General features: G+C 46.7%; 14 protein-coding genes and 1 other annotated feature. Of the genes, 3 read left to right on the top strand and 11 right to left on the bottom strand.

Annotated elements, in window-relative coordinates; translation table 11 throughout:
• Positions 1-5 precede the first annotated feature (5 nt).
• Positions 6-1,373, bottom strand: coding sequence for a G5 domain-containing protein (locus HZS85_RS03275; protein WP_251137795.1), 1,368 nt, complete (start codon positions 1,371-1,373; stop codon positions 6-8).
• 190 nt (positions 1,374-1,563) lie between these two features.
• Between HZS85_RS03275 and HZS85_RS03270 the strand changes: the two genes are divergently transcribed.
• Genes HZS85_RS03270 through HZS85_RS03260 form a run of 3 tightly spaced genes read left to right on the top strand, consistent with a single transcriptional unit; the run spans position 1,564 to position 4,264 of the window.
• On the top strand, positions 1,564-2,091 hold the full coding sequence (locus HZS85_RS03270; protein ID WP_214853014.1) for a prepilin-type N-terminal cleavage/methylation domain-containing protein: 528 nt from the start codon (positions 1,564-1,566) through the stop codon (positions 2,089-2,091).
• Positions 2,054-2,674, top strand: coding sequence for a prepilin-type N-terminal cleavage/methylation domain-containing protein (locus tag HZS85_RS03265; RefSeq protein WP_214853012.1), 621 nt, complete (start codon positions 2,054-2,056; stop codon positions 2,672-2,674). Before HZS85_RS03270 ends, HZS85_RS03265 begins: the two co-directional genes overlap by 38 nt.
• A gap of 18 nt (positions 2,675-2,692) precedes the next feature.
• Positions 2,693-4,264, top strand: a complete 1,572-nt coding sequence (locus tag HZS85_RS03260) for a type IV pilus modification PilV family protein (protein WP_214853009.1) — start codon at positions 2,693-2,695, stop codon at positions 4,262-4,264.
• 48 nt (positions 4,265-4,312) lie between these two features.
• On the opposite strand, the gene HZS85_RS03255 is transcribed toward HZS85_RS03260, so the two are convergent.
• The 10 genes from HZS85_RS03255 to HZS85_RS03210 all read right to left on the bottom strand — a co-directional run bounded on the left by HZS85_RS03255 (position 4,313) and on the right by HZS85_RS03210 (position 19,628).
• Complete coding sequence (locus HZS85_RS03255; RefSeq protein ID WP_214853006.1) at positions 4,313-4,999, bottom strand: ankyrin repeat domain-containing protein; 687 nt, start codon at positions 4,997-4,999, stop codon at positions 4,313-4,315.
• Positions 5,000-5,017: 18 nt separating this feature from the next.
• Positions 5,018-8,620 (bottom strand): GEVED domain-containing protein, encoded by a 3,603-nt coding sequence (locus HZS85_RS03250; RefSeq protein WP_251137794.1) that lies wholly within the window; start codon positions 8,618-8,620, stop codon positions 5,018-5,020.
• 67 nt (positions 8,621-8,687) lie between these two features.
• On the bottom strand, positions 8,688-9,932 hold the full coding sequence (locus tag HZS85_RS03245; RefSeq protein ID WP_214853003.1) for a bifunctional folylpolyglutamate synthase/dihydrofolate synthase: 1,245 nt from the start codon (positions 9,930-9,932) through the stop codon (positions 8,688-8,690).
• Between the two features lie 54 nt (positions 9,933-9,986).
• A complete protein-coding gene (locus HZS85_RS03240) occupies positions 9,987-12,623 on the bottom strand; it encodes a valine--tRNA ligase (RefSeq protein ID WP_396200878.1) in 2,637 nt (878 codons plus the stop codon).
• 50 nt (positions 12,624-12,673) lie between these two features.
• Positions 12,674-12,903: a binding site (T-box leader), on the bottom strand.
• Between the two features lie 54 nt (positions 12,904-12,957).
• Positions 12,958-14,268, bottom strand: coding sequence for a glutamate-1-semialdehyde 2,1-aminomutase (gene hemL, locus HZS85_RS03235; protein WP_214852999.1), 1,311 nt, complete (start codon positions 14,266-14,268; stop codon positions 12,958-12,960).
• Positions 14,265-15,254, bottom strand: coding sequence for a porphobilinogen synthase (hemB, locus tag HZS85_RS03230; RefSeq protein ID WP_023468970.1), 990 nt, complete (start codon positions 15,252-15,254; stop codon positions 14,265-14,267). The genes hemL and hemB overlap by 4 nt, the downstream gene beginning before the upstream one ends.
• On the bottom strand, positions 15,251-15,931 hold the full coding sequence (locus tag HZS85_RS03225) for a uroporphyrinogen-III synthase (protein WP_214852997.1): 681 nt from the start codon (positions 15,929-15,931) through the stop codon (positions 15,251-15,253). Before HZS85_RS03225 ends, hemB begins: the two co-directional genes overlap by 4 nt.
• Positions 15,921-16,847, bottom strand: coding sequence for a hydroxymethylbilane synthase (gene hemC, locus HZS85_RS03220; protein WP_214852993.1), 927 nt, complete (start codon positions 16,845-16,847; stop codon positions 15,921-15,923). The genes HZS85_RS03225 and hemC overlap by 11 nt, the downstream gene beginning before the upstream one ends.
• Before the next feature lie 83 nt (positions 16,848-16,930).
• Positions 16,931-18,271 (bottom strand): glutamyl-tRNA reductase, encoded by a 1,341-nt coding sequence (gene hemA / locus HZS85_RS03215; RefSeq protein ID WP_035406423.1) that lies wholly within the window; start codon positions 18,269-18,271, stop codon positions 16,931-16,933.
• A 214-nt stretch (positions 18,272-18,485) separates the two neighbouring features.
• A complete protein-coding gene (locus HZS85_RS03210; RefSeq protein WP_052018986.1) occupies positions 18,486-19,628 on the bottom strand; it encodes an AI-2E family transporter in 1,143 nt (380 codons plus the stop codon).
• Positions 19,629-19,655 lie beyond the last annotated feature (27 nt).

The following is a 19,655-nucleotide window of genomic DNA, read 5'->3' as shown; positions in this document are numbered from 1 at the left end:
CCTTCTTATCCGACAGGTTCTCCTGTTGTTTCACCTTCTACTGGTGAAGCAGGATCACCCGTTTCGTTACTATCAGGTGTATCAGGTGACGTCGGACTTGTCGGAGACGTTGGTGTATCCGGCGTCTCGACGCCATCTGTCTGCGGTTCATCCGTCGTTTGATTGTCTGTATCATCTGTTTTCGTTGAATCATTGGAATCATTCGTATCCGTAGAATCATCAGAGTTCGTGTCATCTTCCGGTTCAGGTACGACGACAGGTGCTTGTTCTTCTTGACTACTCTTTGTGACGATTGCCGGGATGGCGCTGTAGAAATCAAGAGACAATAACTGCTTCTTCTCACCTTGAGCCGTCTTCGTCACGCGATAGACTTCAATCGATTTCCCTTCTTCTCCCGCTTGTGTATCGCTCGTCGTTCCTGCCGTAAGCGTTGCAGAATAACGTGTGATCGTCCGGAATGGAATCGTTTTTTCGCCTTCAAGAACGGTCGTGACCGTTTCCTTGAACGGTGTGCCTCGCAATTCAAGCGTGACATCGCTCCCGTTTTGGGTCGCAATGACACGATAGATGGATGCTTGTGTATTACGAACAGCAAAATCTGTTTTCTCATCAATTTTGACGTCATATCCTAGTGTGACGCCGTCTGGTAATGCCGCATGCGGCATCCGTTCGACGATTTCAAATGGTGTCTTTGCGAACAGTTCGTATAGCTTGCTACCGACATACGATCCTGCGACTGCATCCATGCCGTACGTCTTGACATTCATCAATTGTCCCGGCTTGATTTCGACATTCATCATTGCCGTGATCATCTGTTCTTCAGCAGCAGAACGTGTCGAGAATGAAACCGTCGAGACGACCTCCCCTGTTGGATCGACTGCAGCTTCCGATTGAACAGGATCAAAGTTTCCTTCCTGCAATGTTTTGCTCGTATCGATTAACCATGTCTTAAAGGCAACGAGTTGCTCATCCGAGTAACTGATCGGCTGTGTCGCCAGAAAATTCTCAAGCGACGCTTCATTTACCGTCACCATCAAGTCTCCACCCTTTTTCAAAGAAGCTTTTTTAACAGAATCAGCGGCGTTGATCGTCACGACTTCTGTTGGAATCGGGGTCGTCTCTTCTCCCGTTCCAGTCGTCAGCGGCGTTTTCTTCGTCCACTCCGTAATCGCTTTCTCAACTTTCGATTGTGCTTCCTTTCGATCCATGCCGCTGACTGGAACCGATCCAATCCGTGCCGTCTCAGAAAACGTCGTAGGTGCCGTTGCTTTACCGGTAAAGGAAATCAAGGCAAACGATGGTACGTAAATCAGGGCTACTAGTACTAGCAGCAAAAGTGTATGTATAGCAAAACGCTTCGGATTAATCATCATCTGTTTCCTTTCTGTATGAATTTAATCATTTCAGGTGCCTAGTATTTCCATTATAATGAATATTATGATGAAACATAAGTCCTATCCTGACAAATCCTCTCATGATCTGTGAATAGGTGCTGTTTTTGATTTTCTAGAAAAATCATTTAGGATCTTTCATCCTCATCTATCATGAAGTAGAGGTGAATCCATGCAACGCGAGCAAGGCGGTTTTTCGCTAATCGAAGTATTAGTCAGTATTACGATCTTATCTATCATATCGGTCTCTCTGATCAGCATTTTTTCTCAGTCACTAGCTGCCTCACGCGACAGTACGGAGTTGACGTTCGCGAATTATCTGGCAAAAAACGCAACCTCTTATATCAAGCGAGAAGCTTTAGAAGCGACAAGTGACGAACCCTTCGCCTTCAGTTCTTTATCAAAACAAGCAGACAAAGCTACTTATCTGAATGGAAAATATGTCATTCCAGAGCCCACGTCTCCTTCTTGTGAACTATCGGCTATTTGTTCATCAATCTTTACTAATCCTGAAATCAATAACATTGACTTTGAAGTCAAATACAGTGTGACACCTCGGAAACTCGAAGGAGTCGTTAATCCGAATCTTCTTGACCTCCATGTATTCGTCTACATAGAAGGAACTACTGAACCGATTACATCATTGAAAGGATCGATTACGAATGCGACGCTCAATCAAAGTTTTCCGACAACAAAATGACGGCTTCTCGCTCGTCGAACTACTCGTCGCCATCGTCATCGCCTCGATTTTCAGTGCTGTCATCCTGACTGTGTTCATCTCTGGTACGAAAAGCTTTCGGGCAACAGGAATCATCAGTGAACTGCGTAGTGAAGCTGATAGCCGCGTCGGTATCATATTAAATGAAATCGGTGGATTTGATGCAATTCGGATCGATGAAGCAAAACAGCTATCGTTTTATAAAAGAACACTCCCTGTCTTGAACGCCGATACTGGGTTACTTGAGCGTGCCAGTGGATTCGAACCTTTTAACGCAACAGAAGAAGCATCTGCTTCAGAGAAAGAAGCGACACCCGTTCGTTATACGTTCGCAGAACAAACATTGGACAGTACCGAACTAACGTATGAATCAGCGACACAGTCAATCGACGACCAAACGGAATTACTTCAAACGTTCAAGTTATCGAGTCCGGAGTATCAAACCATTACATCAGGAACGTATCCGGGTCGCTACGTCATTCACGGTATTTTATCGATTACAACTACAATTCAATCGACAGATCAAGAGGAAGTTCAGACCTTCACGAGTACGATTGGATTTTAACTCAGAAAGGAACACGGTATGCGTAAATCCGAACAAGGCTATACATTACTTTTCGTTCTTGTGACTTTAACCGTCCTGTCTGTCCTCGCTGTTGCGACGATTGGCATCAGTTTACAGTCAACTCGCCTAACCGAAATCCGCGAGACGGATATCGATGTCGAGACGACGACACAAAATGATCTTGATTTAGCAGTCGCCTCCCTCCAGAATATCGTCTCTAAGACGACTGGGACTTCACCAACGACTTCTTCTCAGGCATTGTTTGAGAATATCGATAATTCTATCGTTTTACCCTTAAAAACAATCGTTCCGAACGTGACCGTCAAGCTGAATGAAACCGCATCGAACGTTCGTGTCAAAGCGCTTGATTTAACAGCGACAGTCTCAAAACAAAAAGGTGATCAGCCGGCAATCAAAAAAACGTATCGACAACGTGTCTATTTGTCTGCGATTCCTAGTTTTTTGTACTATACGTTAGGTTCAGATGATCAAGTCATCTTAAATGGTGCTCCCTTGATCGAAGGTAATATTTTTTCTCGCAACGCCCTGCAAGCAACTGCGACCCCGATATTTAAATACAACGACGAGGATGGAATCTTCACTAATACTAAAGCACTTCCCTACATCGCAGGTCAGGTACGCGTTTTCCAAGAGAAGACTCAGCCATTATTGAAGTGTAGGGATTACCTCGTGTGTGATAAAACGATTTTTGATCCGAAAGGTGCAACGGAGCTAGTATCAACGAAAGAAACACTCGTTCCGTTCGATTTTGACTATGCGTTGAACGATTTCTTGAAATTACCAGTGAATACGCCTCTTACACAAGTCGCGTCTACATTAAAAAATTCCTCGATTCCACAATCTATATTAACGGGACCTTTTTTAACGGAACTTGATACGAAGCGACAAATGATCAGTCCAGCATTGAATACAGACAATACTGTGACATTGACAGATGATCTTGTTCAAGAAACACTCGAACCTTTAATCATTAACGGCAACTTAACGATCTCTTCCTTGAATCCTTTGACCCAGCCGCTCGAGATCAAACGTCCTCTCGTCGTTCTTGGCAACTTACTGATTCGAGGAAATGTTGGATTTGCAACGACGATTTATGCGACCGGAACAAGTCGTCTGGATGACGCAAACATTCAAGGGCTGACTTCAACAGCTAAACAAAATACATTGATTTTACTCAGCAAAGGAAATCTTGTCATTAACCGCGTCAATAAATTTTCGACGCCCCAAACAACTACACCTGATTTAAATGCGTTTCTGTATAGTGACGACAATCAAAAAAATACGATTTACTCTGTAGGTTCGACGATGAATGTACGCGGTGGCATTTTTACGAAGGGTAATCTAGAAGTCAACGCCTATCGTGGAAAATTGGACTTACCTGAAAATGCGTTTCCTGCAAACGTAAAAGAACTCGAAAAACTGATGGTCGCTAACAAATCCTCTGACTTTGAAGCATCCCGTCTACGAATGGCGTATGATGCGACAGTATTAAAAAATCCAACAGCCTTACTTCCACTCAATCGAGCTGTCCAATTGTATGTCGAAACACCAAAACGCGTTCAACCGTAACACATATAAAAAAGAGTCATTCGCTTGCGACGAATGACTCTTTTTTGACTAGAATTTTGTTGCACGGTATTGCTTAGCGAGCTTTTTCACCTTTTTGCTTTCTACCGTTGCACCGTTCTGTTCTAACATGGCGTACAAATCTTTTCGATTTTGTTTGACCGTTTCATAGACCGGTTTCTCTTTCCCACGATTCGAATCAGCTCCTGCTTCTAACAACAGTTCAATCGCTGCCTCATTTTGATCCAGTGTCGCATAAAAAAGTGGTGTATGACCAAAGTCATCGATGCGATTGAGCTCTTTTTTAGACGCTTTTTTTATCAAAAGAGCATACGCATCAATCGATCGATTCACACTCGTTGCCACATGAAGAACCGACTGACCTTGCGCATTCAGTTGACTGATTTTTGCACCTTCTGCCAACCATTCAGCGACCGTGCTACGCGGCGCGAATTGCGCCGCATAAAACCAGTTCGCTCTATTTTTTACGGTCTGCTCATCAAGAAGGAGGTTTGCTTTGTCAAAAGCGAGTGTTTCCTGGAAGCGACGAATGTAACGATTTTTCTCCTTTGTTGATAAAGAAGCATCTTTTAATGCGTTCGCAAGTTGTTCTGGTTTTTCTGAACGCAGTCCTTGTTCCAGTGCTGCTTGTTGATTTGATTTCGTAACATATATCCCCCCCCCGATTCCAATAATGATTAAAATCAAGAGGACGACAATGATTCGTCTGCGTTTCATAAATAGCGTCTCCACTTCTTAATAAACATCTCCATCCAAGTCTGACGTTCCTGCTTCAGAACTAATCGTTACCTTGAATGTCGTCGTTAGTGGTGTTTTTTGATTGTCTTTCATGACTTCGAGCACATCTTTGTTTTCTTTTAATGCTGTAACTTTAATGCGTGCCACACCTGGACGAAGTGGTTGTAGCGCTTGTCCTGTCGGATCAATTTTGACGTATTCCTTACCCTGAAACACTTCTAAGCGATAGAAGCGTTCTGTCGTCGTCACTGGGAACCAGCGCAGAACCGGTGATTTTTTATCATCTTTCATCGTCATTGCGATATCATCAGCTGTCAGATCGAGTGGGTTCTCGCGTACCCGAACGAGTGTCTTCGCGACTGTATCCGGGAAATCAGTTAACGTTAGTAACGCTTCGACCGGTCCGTTTGGTGTGCCGGCTTTACCCGTGATCGTATAACCCGATGCTGTCTGTTTCAATTCAATTGCATTACTAACAGTTGAAGCCGTAAATTGTAACGGATAGTTCGGATTGAACGTCGCCGTTACATCTTGATTCGATCCAACCCACAGTTCCAGATTACTTGGGGAAACGGATAATTCCGGCAACTTCACTTGAATCGTATACGTCGTTGATTGGGCAAGATAAGTCGAGCTTCCAGCTGTCGCAGGTACGACCGCTTTGACCGTGACTGTGCCTGGTGTCTTTCCTGTCAACTCCAACGTATTCTTAGTTAAACCATTTGTCGTAACCCGCGAATCATTCGTTATGATCCACTGAATCGGCGTGTTGCTTCCCGAAACCATCGAAGCGATTCCTGTCATTGATTTTGTTTCGCCAATATATAACGTATCTGGCACGTTGCGGACGATGAGTCCTCCGAACACATCATTGATGACGAGTTCAGAAGTCGCCGTCAACTCTTTACCGTTTCCGACTGGTACGACGAGTTTAATCTGTGTCGTCCCGACTTTTTTCGGCTTGATGACACCAGCTTCATCGATGGATGCGATTTCTGAATCTACGATTGACCATTTTAACGTGCCGTACTGACTACCTACAGGACTGATATCCGGTAAAACTTTATACGATGGTGTCGTGATATCCATCTTGACGGACGGAATTTTCGCACTTGTCGCATAGGATGGTGTTAGTGCATAACCAATCGTCGGAAAAGCTTGTGGATCATTGGTGACAGTTGTTGATTTATCTTTTCCGTTCTTTTTATCTCGGTAGACGTTTTTCGTCGATGTCAGCGTATTATCTTTTTTATCAAGTACATGAACTCCTGCATTATCTTTGGCACGTACTTTGACAGTGAATGTTACTTCTGATTGATCTGCGATCCATTCCCCTTTATGAACACCTGAAATCGCCTCATCGTATTCGATATCCGGGAGTCTCCCTTTAATCGTCTGTCCTGTAATATTCGCTCCAGTCAGACCAGTCGTTGATAAGATTTCAAGATTACTTGGGAATTGTTCGTTGAACAGGATATTTTCCATCGTCACCGAGAATTGTCCCATGATGTATCCGTTGTTACCAATGGCATCCTTTTGCATCATCGGAGACGTTTTGACGGTGTAGGTGATATCCGCTGTTTCCCCTTTTGGAATCGTAGCTGGGTCAATCGAGCGTGAAAGGACGAAAGGCATAGACGCAGCTGGACGAACGACTTGAACGGTCCGCGTCTCAATTGTTTTGGCACCTCGTTGATCTTCTGCTTCAATCCGGATCGTCACACTCGTCTTCCCTTTGAGCTTTGAATCGAATGATTGACTGACGAACGAGTTGTTTTTCAACTTATTGTTTTCAAAGACTTTCTCATCATCAATATAGATACGTGTCTTCAACTCACGATCTTGTAGGTCGTAGTCGTTGACTTGATACGAGATCGTCAACGGTTCGTTCTCGAGATAACTTGATTTATCCGTTGGTAAGATGTTCTTTATTAAAGGTTTATGGTTCGCACCAATGAACGCGCGGTACATCGTGTTTGAGAATAGTTCTTTTTCTTGTTGTTGATTAAAGCTCGAAGTATGTCCTGCTCCGGAATACGTAACGTTTCCTTTGGTATACATATAATAGTGGTTGCGCGCATCACCAATTGTTCTTCCGGCAGCCTGATTCGAACTACTAAGGTTGTTTTCCCGGATGTTATACCATGGAATCAAATCCGATTGTTCAAGATCCAGACCAAAGTATTGATTGTGTGTCGTTGCGATAGCAACCGTATCAGCTAAGGCAAATGGATAGGAAGTCATGACGCCCGCATTTTGTTTGACGGCTTGACCTGATGTTCGAGGTGCCGCGTAACCCATGTTTGTAAAGTTCTTTTGACCTGCGAGATCTACAAACTTTGTTTCCCAGAATAGCTCTGGTTTGCTGGATTGTGCCGGTCTAAAGATCGTATCATGTGTCAGCATCAATCCTTGCCCTGTATTCGTGAAGTTAAGAATAGCATCTGATGCAGGATCACTGAGTGAAGCTGCACCATACGAATCCTGAAAACCGAAGATCAGCATATCATAGGATGTATTTATATTTTTACTGGCATACGCTTTATTAAACGTGTCCGCAGAAATGACTTCTACATTGAAGTCATATAACCCATCTTGTTTTAGTAAAGTTCCTGAGTTCATAAAACCGTTGATTGAACCGGTCGTTCCAGAACGCGTGACTTGTAAAATTTTCGCTTTAACTTCTTGGTCCTGCATTAAAAAGCTTCCCATCTTATAATCCGTCAGCCCATCTTCACTTACGAGTCGAATCATCCAATTCCGTGGTCCCGTATAGCTCGGTGCATCAAAGCGATACGATACTGAACCAGAAACTGTAGCTACTTTCTCGTCGACTTTCTCTGACTCATCGAATTGGTCATTACTATTAAAGTCAATATACAACTGGACACGTGTATTAGCTGTAGTTTGATCAAGCGTAAAATTAAAATCAATTGGTTTATCTGGTGAAGCCGGTGCTGCTTTATCTACCGATGTTAACGATTGACCAGCTTGCGAAACCGCTACTTTGCTCAAACGAGGTCGCTCGATTTTTTCAGATTTTAGTCGGAGGACGACTTGTTTCGAATCCGTGTAGGCAATCGCAGCACCAGATGTCATGCTTTGCTTAAAAATCGAAGTGAAATTACTCGTTGCATGTGTCAGCACATCAGAGTGCAAAAAGACCGGCAGTCCTTTTTGAATATAGTTCGTCAGAATCTCATTTGCTTTTAATTTCGTAATGTCATTTTCTATTCTACTTGTATTATGCTGTTTCGAAGTATCAGAAACTTTTACAGCATAACGGTCTAATCCTGTAAAAACAGACGGATCAAAAACAATCGCATCAAACGCTCCATCTAATGGAAAACGGGACGCATTTAACTCTTTGACCGTCATCATCTTGACATCATATTGACTAGTACTCAACTCTTTTAATAGTGACAATGACGCAATTGTCGTTTCCGGATCAATCCGATTCGTCGTCGACCATTCATCACGTATTTCTAAAATCTTAAACTTTTCACCCGTTGCGGCTTTAGAATGTGGCTCCTGTATATACGTAAAACTTGAAAAAATCAGTAAGGTAGCTAAGGCTAGACGGATCCACTGCTTCATCATTTATCGTCTCCTCATCGTGTCATCAAAATATGGGACTATACTCCCCCATTTCATTATAACGAGAGAATCAGGATTTTCCCTTTTTTGTAAAAATGGAAGCGTAATAATGACGCACTTCACTGATGAAATAAAGTGATCCCGTCACGACGTATGTCCGGTCCATCTCTAATTGATTGAAGAACGCTTCGACCGTCGTTACATTAGCCCCGTCTTGTTTTAACTCATCGAATGTCCTTGCTCGCGGAAAATCAAATGTCGTCTCGTAAATATCTGGTGTAACGTTGCTTAGCTGCGTAAGCATCGCCGTCCGGTCTTTGTCACGCAAAATCGAACAGAGTAACGTCACGGGCTTTGACTCCTCTTTTAAGCGTTCAACCAGTGCCGTGATGCCTTCCGGGTTATGGGCACCATCGAGAATGATTCGTGGTTTGCGCGAGATGATCTCAAACCGTCCCGGATGTTTTGCCTCCCGTAATCCTTTTCGGATTGCCGCTTTCGACCAGCCGAGTCGCCGCGCACAAATGACGGCGTTCGCCGCATTATGGACTTGATGATGGCCTTCAAGACCTAAGCGCGTCTCTGGTATTCCATCATATGTCGCCCAGGTCCCCGTCTCTTTTAAGCGGTAACGGATGATGGCTTCCTGACTCCATTTCAACGTTGCATTCCGGTCACCGCAATACGCCATTAACGGCACTGTCAGTTCTTCTTGCAGTTTTCCGGCGATGACCGGTGTCCCTTGTTTGATGATGCCGAACTTCTGTAAGGCGATCTCTTGGAGCGTATCTCCGAGAATCGCTTGATGATCATGACCGATCGACGTGATGATTGCTGCGACCGGCTTTTTGAAGACGTTCGTTGAGTCATACAGTCCACCGAGACCGACCTCATAGATGACGAAATCCGGGCGAATCTGATCAAAATAATAGAAAGCAAGTCCTGTTAATGCTTCGAACTCAGTGACTGTACCGAGTGCCGGATCGATGTGCCCGATGGCAGCTTGAACAGCGATCGCAGCTGCGACCAGGTCGTCTTCTGCGATCGGTACCCCATTCAACATGATCCGTTCCTCGAACTGAATGATATACGGCGACGTAAACGTCCCAATTTGTAATCCTTCCGCAATTCCCATCTCACGCAAGAACGCGACCGTCGATCCTTTTCCGTTCGTGCCAGCGACATGAATCGTCGGAATCGCGTCCGGGTCAATCTGTAATTCCAGTAACATCGCCTGCATCCGTTCAAGACCTGGTTTGACGCCGAATGCTAGTAAGCTCGATAACCAATCCAATACATCTTCTCGCGTCCTCATGCTGTTCGCTCCTTTAAAAAAAGTGGCTCAAGGAGACTTGAGCCACTGCTGTAATTAGTGTGAGAGTTCGTTGATGCGTGCTTCGACAGCTTGACGTTTTTCCGTGTAATCAAGTGCCTTCGCTTTTTCTTCATCAATGACATGTGCCGGTGCTTTGCCGACGAAGCCAGGGTTGTTGAGTTTTTTCTCGACCCGTTCGACTTCTTTCGTATACTTGACGAGTTCTTTATTCAAGCGCGCGATTTCTTCCTCGATGTTGATCAAGTCAGCGAGTGGGATGAACAATTCTGCTCCCGTTACGATCGCACTCATCGCTTTTTCTGGCGCCGGCATCTGTTCTTCAATCCGGAGTTCAGACGCGTTCGTGAACTTTTGCAAGTACGAGCTGTTTGACGACAAGTCGTCTTGAACACGTGCGTCGTTCGTCGAGATGAACAGTTGGATCTGTTTCGACATCGGTGCGTTCACTTCCGCGCGGATGTTACGAACCGAACGGATGACGTTCTGAACCGCTTCAAATGCTGGAACAGCTTCCGGGAAGTCGAGTGACGCCTCGCGTGTCGGCCATGCGGCACGTGTGATCGTCTCACCTTCATGCGGTAAGTGTTGCCAGATTTCTTCCGTGATGAACGGCATGAACGGATGCATCAAGCGCATGATCCGGTCGAGTGTATAGGCAAGAACCGAACGCGTCGTTTGTTTCGCTGCTTCGTCTTCCCCGTTGAGCGGTAACTTCGCCATCTCGATATACCAGTTACAGAAGTCTTCCCAGATGAAGTGATAGAGAATACGTCCTGCTTCACCAAACTCATATTTATCCGATAGACGTGTCACGTCATCAATCGTTGTCTGTAAACGTGTCAGGATCCACTTATCTGCGAGTGATTTCTCGCCTGTCAAATCAATCTGATCAAACGTTAGACCATCCATGTTCATCAAGGCAAAACGGCTTGCGTTCCACAGTTTGTTCGAGAAGTTCCATGTTGCTTCGATCTTTTCCCAGTAGAAACGAAGATCATTCCCTGGCGTCGATCCTGTCGTTAAGAACCAACGAAGTGAATCGGCACCATACTTCTCAATGACATCCATCGGGTCGATCCCGTTCCCGAGGGATTTCGACATCTTGCGTCCTTCCGAATCACGAATCAATCCGTGGATCAAGACGTCTTGGAATGGACGTTGTCCCGTGAATTCATACGATTGGAAGATCATCCGTGATACCCAGAAGGCGATGATGTCGTACCCTGTAACGAGTGTCGATGTCGGGAAGTATTTCTGATAATCCGCTGCGTCCGTGTTCGGCCAACCCATCGTTGAGAACGGCCAAAGGGCTGAAGAGAACCATGTATCGAGAACATCGTTGTCTTGCTCCCAGTTCTCGAGATCGGCTGGTGCTTCCTTGCCAACGTAGACTTCGCCTGTTTCTTTATGGTACCAAGCCGGAATCCGGTGTCCCCACCACAGTTGACGGCTGACACACCAGTCACGGATGTTTTCCATCCAACGTACATACGTGTTTTCAAAGCGTTGTGGAACGAAGTTGACCTTGTCCGGTCCTTGTTGTTCCTCGAGTGCTTTTTGCGCGAGTGGTTCCATTTTGACGAACCATTGTAATGAGAGATACGGCTCGACGATTGCATCTGAACGTTCCGAGTGACCAACAGAGTGCAAGTGTGGTTCGATCTTGATCAGAACACCTTCTGCTTTTAAATCTTCAACGATTTGTTTTCGGCATTCGAAACGATCCATGCCTTCGTATTTCCCTGCGTTCTCGTTCATCGTTCCATCTTCATTCATGACGAGGACACGTGGTAACTCGTGACGGTTACCGACTTCGAAGTCGTTCGGGTCATGTGCTGGTGTAATCTTAACGACACCTGTACCAAACTCCATGTCGACATAGTCATCGGCAACGATCGGAATCTCGCGACCGACGATTGGTAACGTGATCGTTTTTCCGACGAGGTGAGCATAACGCTCATCCTTCGGGTTCACGGCGATCGCTGTATCACCGAGCATCGTCTCAGGACGTGTCGTCGCGAGTTCAACGTGACCTGAACCGTCCGTCAATGGATAGTTGAAGTGATAGAACGCCCCTTCGATATCCTTATAGATGACTTCGATATCCGAGATCGCTGTTTTCGTCGCTGGGTCCCAGTTAACGATGTATTCGCCACGATAGATCAAGCCTTTTTCGTAAAGTTTCACGAAGACTTCTTGAACTGCTTCCGACAACCCTTCGTCGAGCGTGAAGCGTTCACGCGAATAATCGAGTCCAAGACCGAGTTTTGCCCATTGTGCACGGATCGTTGACGCGTACTCTTCTTTCCATGCCCAAGATTGCTCGAGGAATTTCTCACGACCCATTTCAAGACGTGATTGCCCTTCTGCCCGCAGTTTTTGTTCGACTTTTGCTTGCGTCGCGATACCGGCATGGTCCATTCCTGGTAGATAAAGGACGTCGAATCCTTGCATCCGCTTCATCCGTGTCAGCATATCTTGTAACGTCGTGTCCCACGCGTGACCAAGGTGCAATTTACCTGTGACGTTCGGTGGTGGAATGACGATCGTGTACGGCTCTTTTTCTGGATCCTGATCGGCTTTGAAATAGTCACCTTTCACCCAAAAGTCGTACCATTTTTCTTCCGTTGCCTGCGGATCATACTTCGTTGGCATTGATAATTCCTGCATCCTGATCGCTCCCTTTTTGTCCATAATAAAAACGGCTTCTCTCGTCCTATGCTAAGGACGAAAGAAAGCCGTTGCTTTTTTCCGCGGTACCACCTTAGTTCATCCAAAATCGGATGCCCTCGAGCCACGTAACGTGTGGAGGACGGATATCGCTCGTAAGACTCACGATACCAGCTCGTGGGGTGACCTTCCTCCTGTTCGCCCGTCACATCTTTCAGCCAAGGATGTGTTCTCTACACCGGTACGAATACAGGACTACTCTTCCCGTCATCGCTGTTGCCATTTTCTTCTTTACTCATTTTAGCCGAGAGTTCAAGCAATCGTCAAGAACTGCTTAACGACCAAATTCAACTTGGAGTTCCTTGAACGTCAATTCGACGGCTTCGATCGTCCGCTCGATGTCTTCATCCGTATGAGCGATCGACAGGAAGAGACCTTCAAATTGTGATGGTGGTAAGAAGACACCACGCGCCGCCATCTTTTGATAATACGAACGGAACATCTCAAGGTTCGATGTTTTCGCTTTTTCGAAGTTCGTGACGCGTTCATTCGTGAAGAAGACACCGAACATCGCGCCTGCACGGTTCGTCGTCAGCGGAATGTTGTATTTCGCCGCAGCGTTCAGGTAACCTTCCGACAAACGGCTTGCTTTCCGGTCGAACTCTTCATAGTGCTCTGGTTTCAATTGTGTCAATGTTGCTAGACCCGCTGCCATCGCGAGTGGGTTCCCGGATAATGTACCCGCTTGATAGATTGGACCTTGTGGTGCGATCTGTTCCATGATGTCACGTCGTCCGCCGTAAGCCCCGACTGGCATGCCGCCGCCGATGACTTTACCGAGACATGTGATGTCCGGTGTGACACCGAAGTGTCCTTGCGCACAGTGGAATCCGACACGGAAACCGGTCATGACTTCGTCAAAGATCAATAAAGCGCCGTTTTCCGACGTGATTTCCCGTAAGCCTTCGAGGAAGCCTGGTTCTGGTGGCACGAAGCCCATGTTCCCAGCAGCCGGTTCGACGATGACACCAGCGATATCGTCCCCGTGTTTTTCAAACGCGATCCGGACAGCATCCAAATCGTTGTACGGAACTGTCAGCGTCATGCTCGCGATTTGCGCCGGAACGCCTGGTGAATCCGGTAATCCGAGTGTCGCGACACCTGAACCTGCTTTGATCAAGAGCGAGTCACCGTGACCATGGTAACAGCCTTCGAACTTGAGGATTTTCGTCCGACCTGTGTAGCCACGTGCGAGACGAAGCGCTGCCATCGTTGCTTCAGTCCCTGAGTTGACCATCCGGACGACTTCGACCGACGGCACCCGACTGATGACGACTTCCGCCATCGCTGATTCGATTTCCGTTGGTGTCCCGTAGCTCCAGCCACGTGTCGCTTGTTCTTGGATCGCTGAAGTGACGATTGGATCGGCATGACCGAGAATCATTGGTCCCCATGACAGGACATAATCGATATACTCTTTTCCGTCGATATCATAGAGCTTTGATCCTTTCGCATGATCTGCGAAAATCGGTGTCATCCCGACCGATTTATAAGCACGGACCGGACTGTTGACACCACCTGGCATAAGCGGGAGTGCCCGCTCGAATGCTGCTTTTGATTTTGAGTTCTGGTTAATTAAGCTCATTTCGACCCCTCCAGGTAACGACAAATGTCTTTTGCGAAATAGGTGATGATTAAATCAGCGCCTGCTCGTTTAAAGCCAAGCATCGTCTCAAGGACGATTCGTTCTTCGTCGATCCAGCCGTTCAAGGCAGCGGCTTTGACCATTGCATACTCACCCGATACGTTATACGCAACGATTGGTAGATCGATTCGCTCGCGCACATCACGAATGATATCCATGAACGCAAGTGCAGGTTTGACGATCATGAAGTCAGCTCCTTGATCGACGTCCGCTGTTGCTTCGCGGAACGCTTCGCGACGGTTTGCTGGATCCATTTGATAACCTTTCCGGTCGCCTTCTCCCGGTGCCGAATTTGCCGCATCACGGAATGGACCGTAATAAGCAGACGCGTATTTAACACCATAGCTCATGACCGGAATATGGCTGAAGCCGTTCTCGTCTAATCCTTGACGAATCGCTGCGACGAATCCGTCCATCATCGATGATGGAGCGATGACGTCGGCACCTGCCCGAGCTTGTGAGATGGCTGTTTTGACGTGAAGCGGTAATGACGCATCATTATCGACCGTACCGTCGGCGACGATTCCACAGTGACCTGTCGACGTATATTCACATAAGCATGTGTCGGCGATGACCGTTAACTGCGGAGCAACTTTTTTGACGAGACGTGTCGCTTCTTGAACGATCCCGTGATCGTGAAACGCACCTGATCCTTGCTCGTCTTTCAAGTGGTCATGCGGAACACCGAATAAAATGACAGATTCGATTCCGAGTGCGACGACTTCTTCAATCTCAGCCGTCAGATGATCAAGTGATAAGTTGAAGACGCCTGGCATCGAACTGACTTCGCGTTTAATGTCTTCGCCTTCTGCAACGAAGATCGGATAAATCAAATCTGATTTATGCAACTGGTTCTCGCGGACGAGTGACCGGAGTGATGCGGTATGACGTAAACGACGGTGACGTGCGTATTCTAATGTGTTCATGCTGATTCCTCCTCAATGATACGATCAATCATGCCGTCCACCGTGAATTCACGGGCGACATGGATCGGTTGAAGTCCGGCTGCTTTTGCTGCTTGCTCCGTGATCGTCCCGATGACGATGAAGGTCGTCTTCGGGTCTAGCGGAGCAATCGCTTCGACAGCGGAAGGACTCTGCAGTCCAATATAGGTGGCATTTCTGATAAGAGCTTCAGGTAGTCGACGGGTGACGGTTTCATAGGTGATGATATCCTCGATCGTATATCGATTCAGTTTTCGTAACTGATCGACCGGTGCTTGCCGCGAGCGGTTCCCTCGCGCAAAAACGATATGATCGCCGTCAGATAAGTGTGGTACGAGTTCTGCGACGAGTGCATCTCCTGTAAAGGTCGACGGACAGAAGTCGGCTGTTCGACCGTACTTCGCAAGTGCGTCTGCCGTCTTTCGTCCGACGACCGCGATACGCGTTGCTGCTAATTCAGGCAATGCATCAGCAATCCGGTGGACACCATTCGGACTCGTCACGATGAGCCAATCAATTCCCCTTGGCAACGTAAACGAAACCGGTCGCGTTTCAATGACAGGATAATGCACTGACTCGATCGCGACGGCGCGCAGTCGCGCCATCTGCTCGGTCGTCGGTGGTCGACTGCCCGTGAAGAGTACCTGCTTACAAGTCATCCGGAAGTGTCGCGAGAATCTCACGACCGCCCGAAGCAAGCAGACGTTCGGCAACGTCTTGACCGAGTTGCATCGGGTCAAGACCTGATTCGCGCTCGATTAGGATTTGCTCTCCATCGACGGATCCGATGAATCCAACAAGTGTCGTTGACATGTCTTCGTTGATCGTTGCGAATCCACCGACCGGAACGTGACAGCTACCTTCGATCGCCGCTAAGAAAGCGCGCTCTGCGTAAGCTACTTTTTCCGTCATCTGATCATGAATCAGGTGCAGAAGGTCACGTACTTCTTGGTCATGTTCGCGACATTCGATACCGAGGATTCCTTGACCGACGGCTGGAATCATGTCATCTGTCGAGAGATATTCCGAGACGACGTCTTCAGACCAACCCATCCGTTTTAGACCAGCTGCTGCAAGCAGAATCCCGTCAAACGGACCATTTTTTAATTTATCAAGTCGTGTATCGATGTTCCCGCGAATCGATTCGATTTTTAAATCAGGGCGGAGTTTTAGCAATTGTGATCCACGACGTAAGCTGCTCGTGCCGACAACCGCACCTTCTGGCAAGGAAGCAAGACCTTCTCCTGTTTTCGTGATCAAGGCATCACGCGCATCGACACGCGCTGGTGTGGCACCGATGATGAGACCATCCGGTAGTTCAGACGGTAAATCCTTCATGCTGTGAACAGCAAAATCGATTTCTTCGTCAATCATCTGCTGTTCGATCTCTTTTACGAATAACCCTTTACCACCGACTTTTGAGAGCGTCACATCCAAAATGCGGTCTCCTTTTGTGATGATGTTCTTGATTTCGAACTCATACGGCGCGCCGGCTTGTTTCAACTGATCAATGACCCATTTCGTCTGTGTCATCGCTAGCTTCGAGCTTCGCGATCCAACAATGATTTTTCGCATGCTAAAATCCCCCTGTACAATGATAAAGGGGCGGCACAAGTCCGCCCCATGCATTTTCTATTGTAACACAAATCGTACTTTGTTCACCGGTTCACAGCTTTTGCTGAAGGTGTCGTCTCTTCTGACGTCACGATTTCATCTTCGAGCCCATCAAACAAGTCTTCGTTTAATGCGAACGTATCCATGAACTGCGCGATCCGCTCATCAGCATCCGGTTTCGCTGCCGCATCTTTGATGTAAGATAGCGGTTCACGCAACAATTGATTGATGATGGATTTCATGTGTTTACCAATGACGGTTTTTTCACGTTTTGACATCTCCGGTAATTTCCGTTCCAAGCTTTGCATTGTCTCTTGTTGAATCCGCAATGCTTGGTCTCGTAATTCCGTGATGATCGGCACGACACCAAGTGTCGTCATCCACCCTTCGAACTCAGCGATTGCCGCTTCGATTCGTTGTTCGATTTTCGCCGCTTCCTTCATCCGTTCCGCCATGTTTTGCTGGACGATCGATGTCAGATCATCGACATCATATAAATGAACGCCTGGCAAGTCACCAACGGTCGGTTCGATGTCGCGCGGTACTGCGATGTCAATCAACAAGAATGGACGATCGTGACGGAACAGCTGTGCTGCTGCGATGTCTTCCCGTTTGATGATGGCACGTTTTGCACCTGTTGAAGAAATGACGATGTCTGCCCGAAGCAAACCGCACTGCATCTCGTTAATCGAATGCGCTGATCCTTCGAACCGATTCGCGACCTCTTCTGCTTTGGCGAGCGTTCGGTTAAAGACCGTGATGTCACGAGCTCCTGCTTCATATAAGTTGAGCGTCGTCAATTCGCCAGTTTCTCCCGCACCGATGACGACAATCGATTTATCTTCAAGCGATCCGAGTAACTGTTCGGCAAGCGTGACGGCAGCAGCACTGACAGAAACGGCATTTTCACCGATTCCAGTTTCTGCGTGAGCCCGTTTGGCGAGCGTGACCGCTTCTTTGAAGAGTTTGTTAAAGACCGTTCCTGTCGTTTCAAGCTTCTGTGCCATGAAGAAGCTTGTCTTGACCTGACCAAGGATTTGCGTTTCACCGACGATCATTGAATCAAGACCACTTGTCACGCGGAACAGATGTTTCATCGCATCGAATCCTTCATGGATGAAGAGATACGGCTCGAGCTCTTCCATCGTCAAACCAAACCAGTTTGCAAGGAAACGTTTTGTATAATACCGTCCTGTATGTGGCTGATCCGTCACGACGTACAGTTCCGTCCGGTTACATGTCGAGACGATGACACTTTCAAAGATACTTTTTTCATCGCGCAATGCGACGACCGCTCCCTTCATCTCATGCTCCCCAAATGAGACTTGTTCGCGTATTGATACAGGCGCTGTTTTGTTATTCAAGCCGACCACTACGATATGCATGCGCTCTACCCCTTACGTCCAAAGATTTCGTTCCGATCTATCTTTTCGTTCTCTATCCTACATTATAACCATTATAAAAAAGATTCCAATCAATTTATAAACTAAAATGAGTCGAAGTTGTGAAATCTTCTTCATTTTTTCTCTTCTTCTACCTTATCCCTCTCCCGTAAAAATCACAAACCCTCTGCTCCTAAAAAGAGCAGAGGGTTACACTTTACTTCAACGATTCAGGTGATACCGTCACGTCCGGTACATCGAGACGTTGCTGACGTAAACGATAAATCCGAGCGATGTTCTGAATGACGACTTTTGAGACCGCATAGGTCGGAACTGCCAAGATGACACCGATGATGCCACCGATTTTCCCGGCAACTAGCAAAACGATGATGATCGTCAGGGGATGGACCTTGAGTGTTTTTCCTTGAACGTAAGGAGAAATCAAGTTCGATTCGATTTGTTGCGCGACGACGATCGTGATGATCGCATAGACCGCTTTGATCGGATCATCAATGAATCCGACAATGACTGCCGGGACGGCACCGATGTAAGGTCCAAGATACGGGATGATGTTCGTCACCGTACAGAATAAGGCAAGCAATAACGCATATTGAATGTCAGCAATGAAAAAGCCGATCAAGGACATCACACCGACGCAGATTGAGACGATGACCTGTCCGTTGACGTAATGCTTTACTGTCACGTGCATGTCGTGCAGAATTTTACGCGTTTCCGTTTCGTAGCTACGCGGTAACAATTTCACGACGGAGTCAGGGAATTTATACCCGTCAAGCAACATATACACTAAGATGAACGGCACTAAGACGATGATTAAGACCGTCGAAGAGATGACACCGAAAATCGTTCCAACGGACGTCGAGACGGACTTGAAGACGGTACCGACATACGATGTCGCTTCATTCGTCCACTTATCAAATAAATCTGTATTCTCATGTACCCAGGTCGAGATAAAACGATTGTCCATCAGCTGATCGCGTAAATTTAACGTTTGATCACGCAATTCGATGACGAGCGTCGGAATGCTCGTTGCAAAATCTGTCACCTGCTCAACTAAGATCGGTCCGATTGAAGCGACGGCGATCGTCAGGATCGTGATGAAACCAAGTAAAACGATCAACACGGCAAGACCACGTTTCTTGACTCGTTTTTGTAACGCATCTACGATCCCGAGCGTGAAGTAATAGAAAATACCCGCAATAATGAGCGGTGGGAAGATCAATGCCAGCATGACTTTTATCGGCTGGAATAAAAATGAGATCTTTGTACCGACCCAGATGACAAGAAAAATCACTAATACCCAAATTAATGCTTTAAACCATTTGTTTCGTAACAAATCCACCTAGCATATCCTCCTCATACCTATTCG

Source organism: Exiguobacterium sp. s130, assembly GCF_018619055.1.
GTDB lineage: Bacteria > Bacillota > Bacilli > Exiguobacteriales > Exiguobacteriaceae > Exiguobacterium_A.
This window is presented reverse-complemented; position numbering and strand designations above follow the sequence as displayed.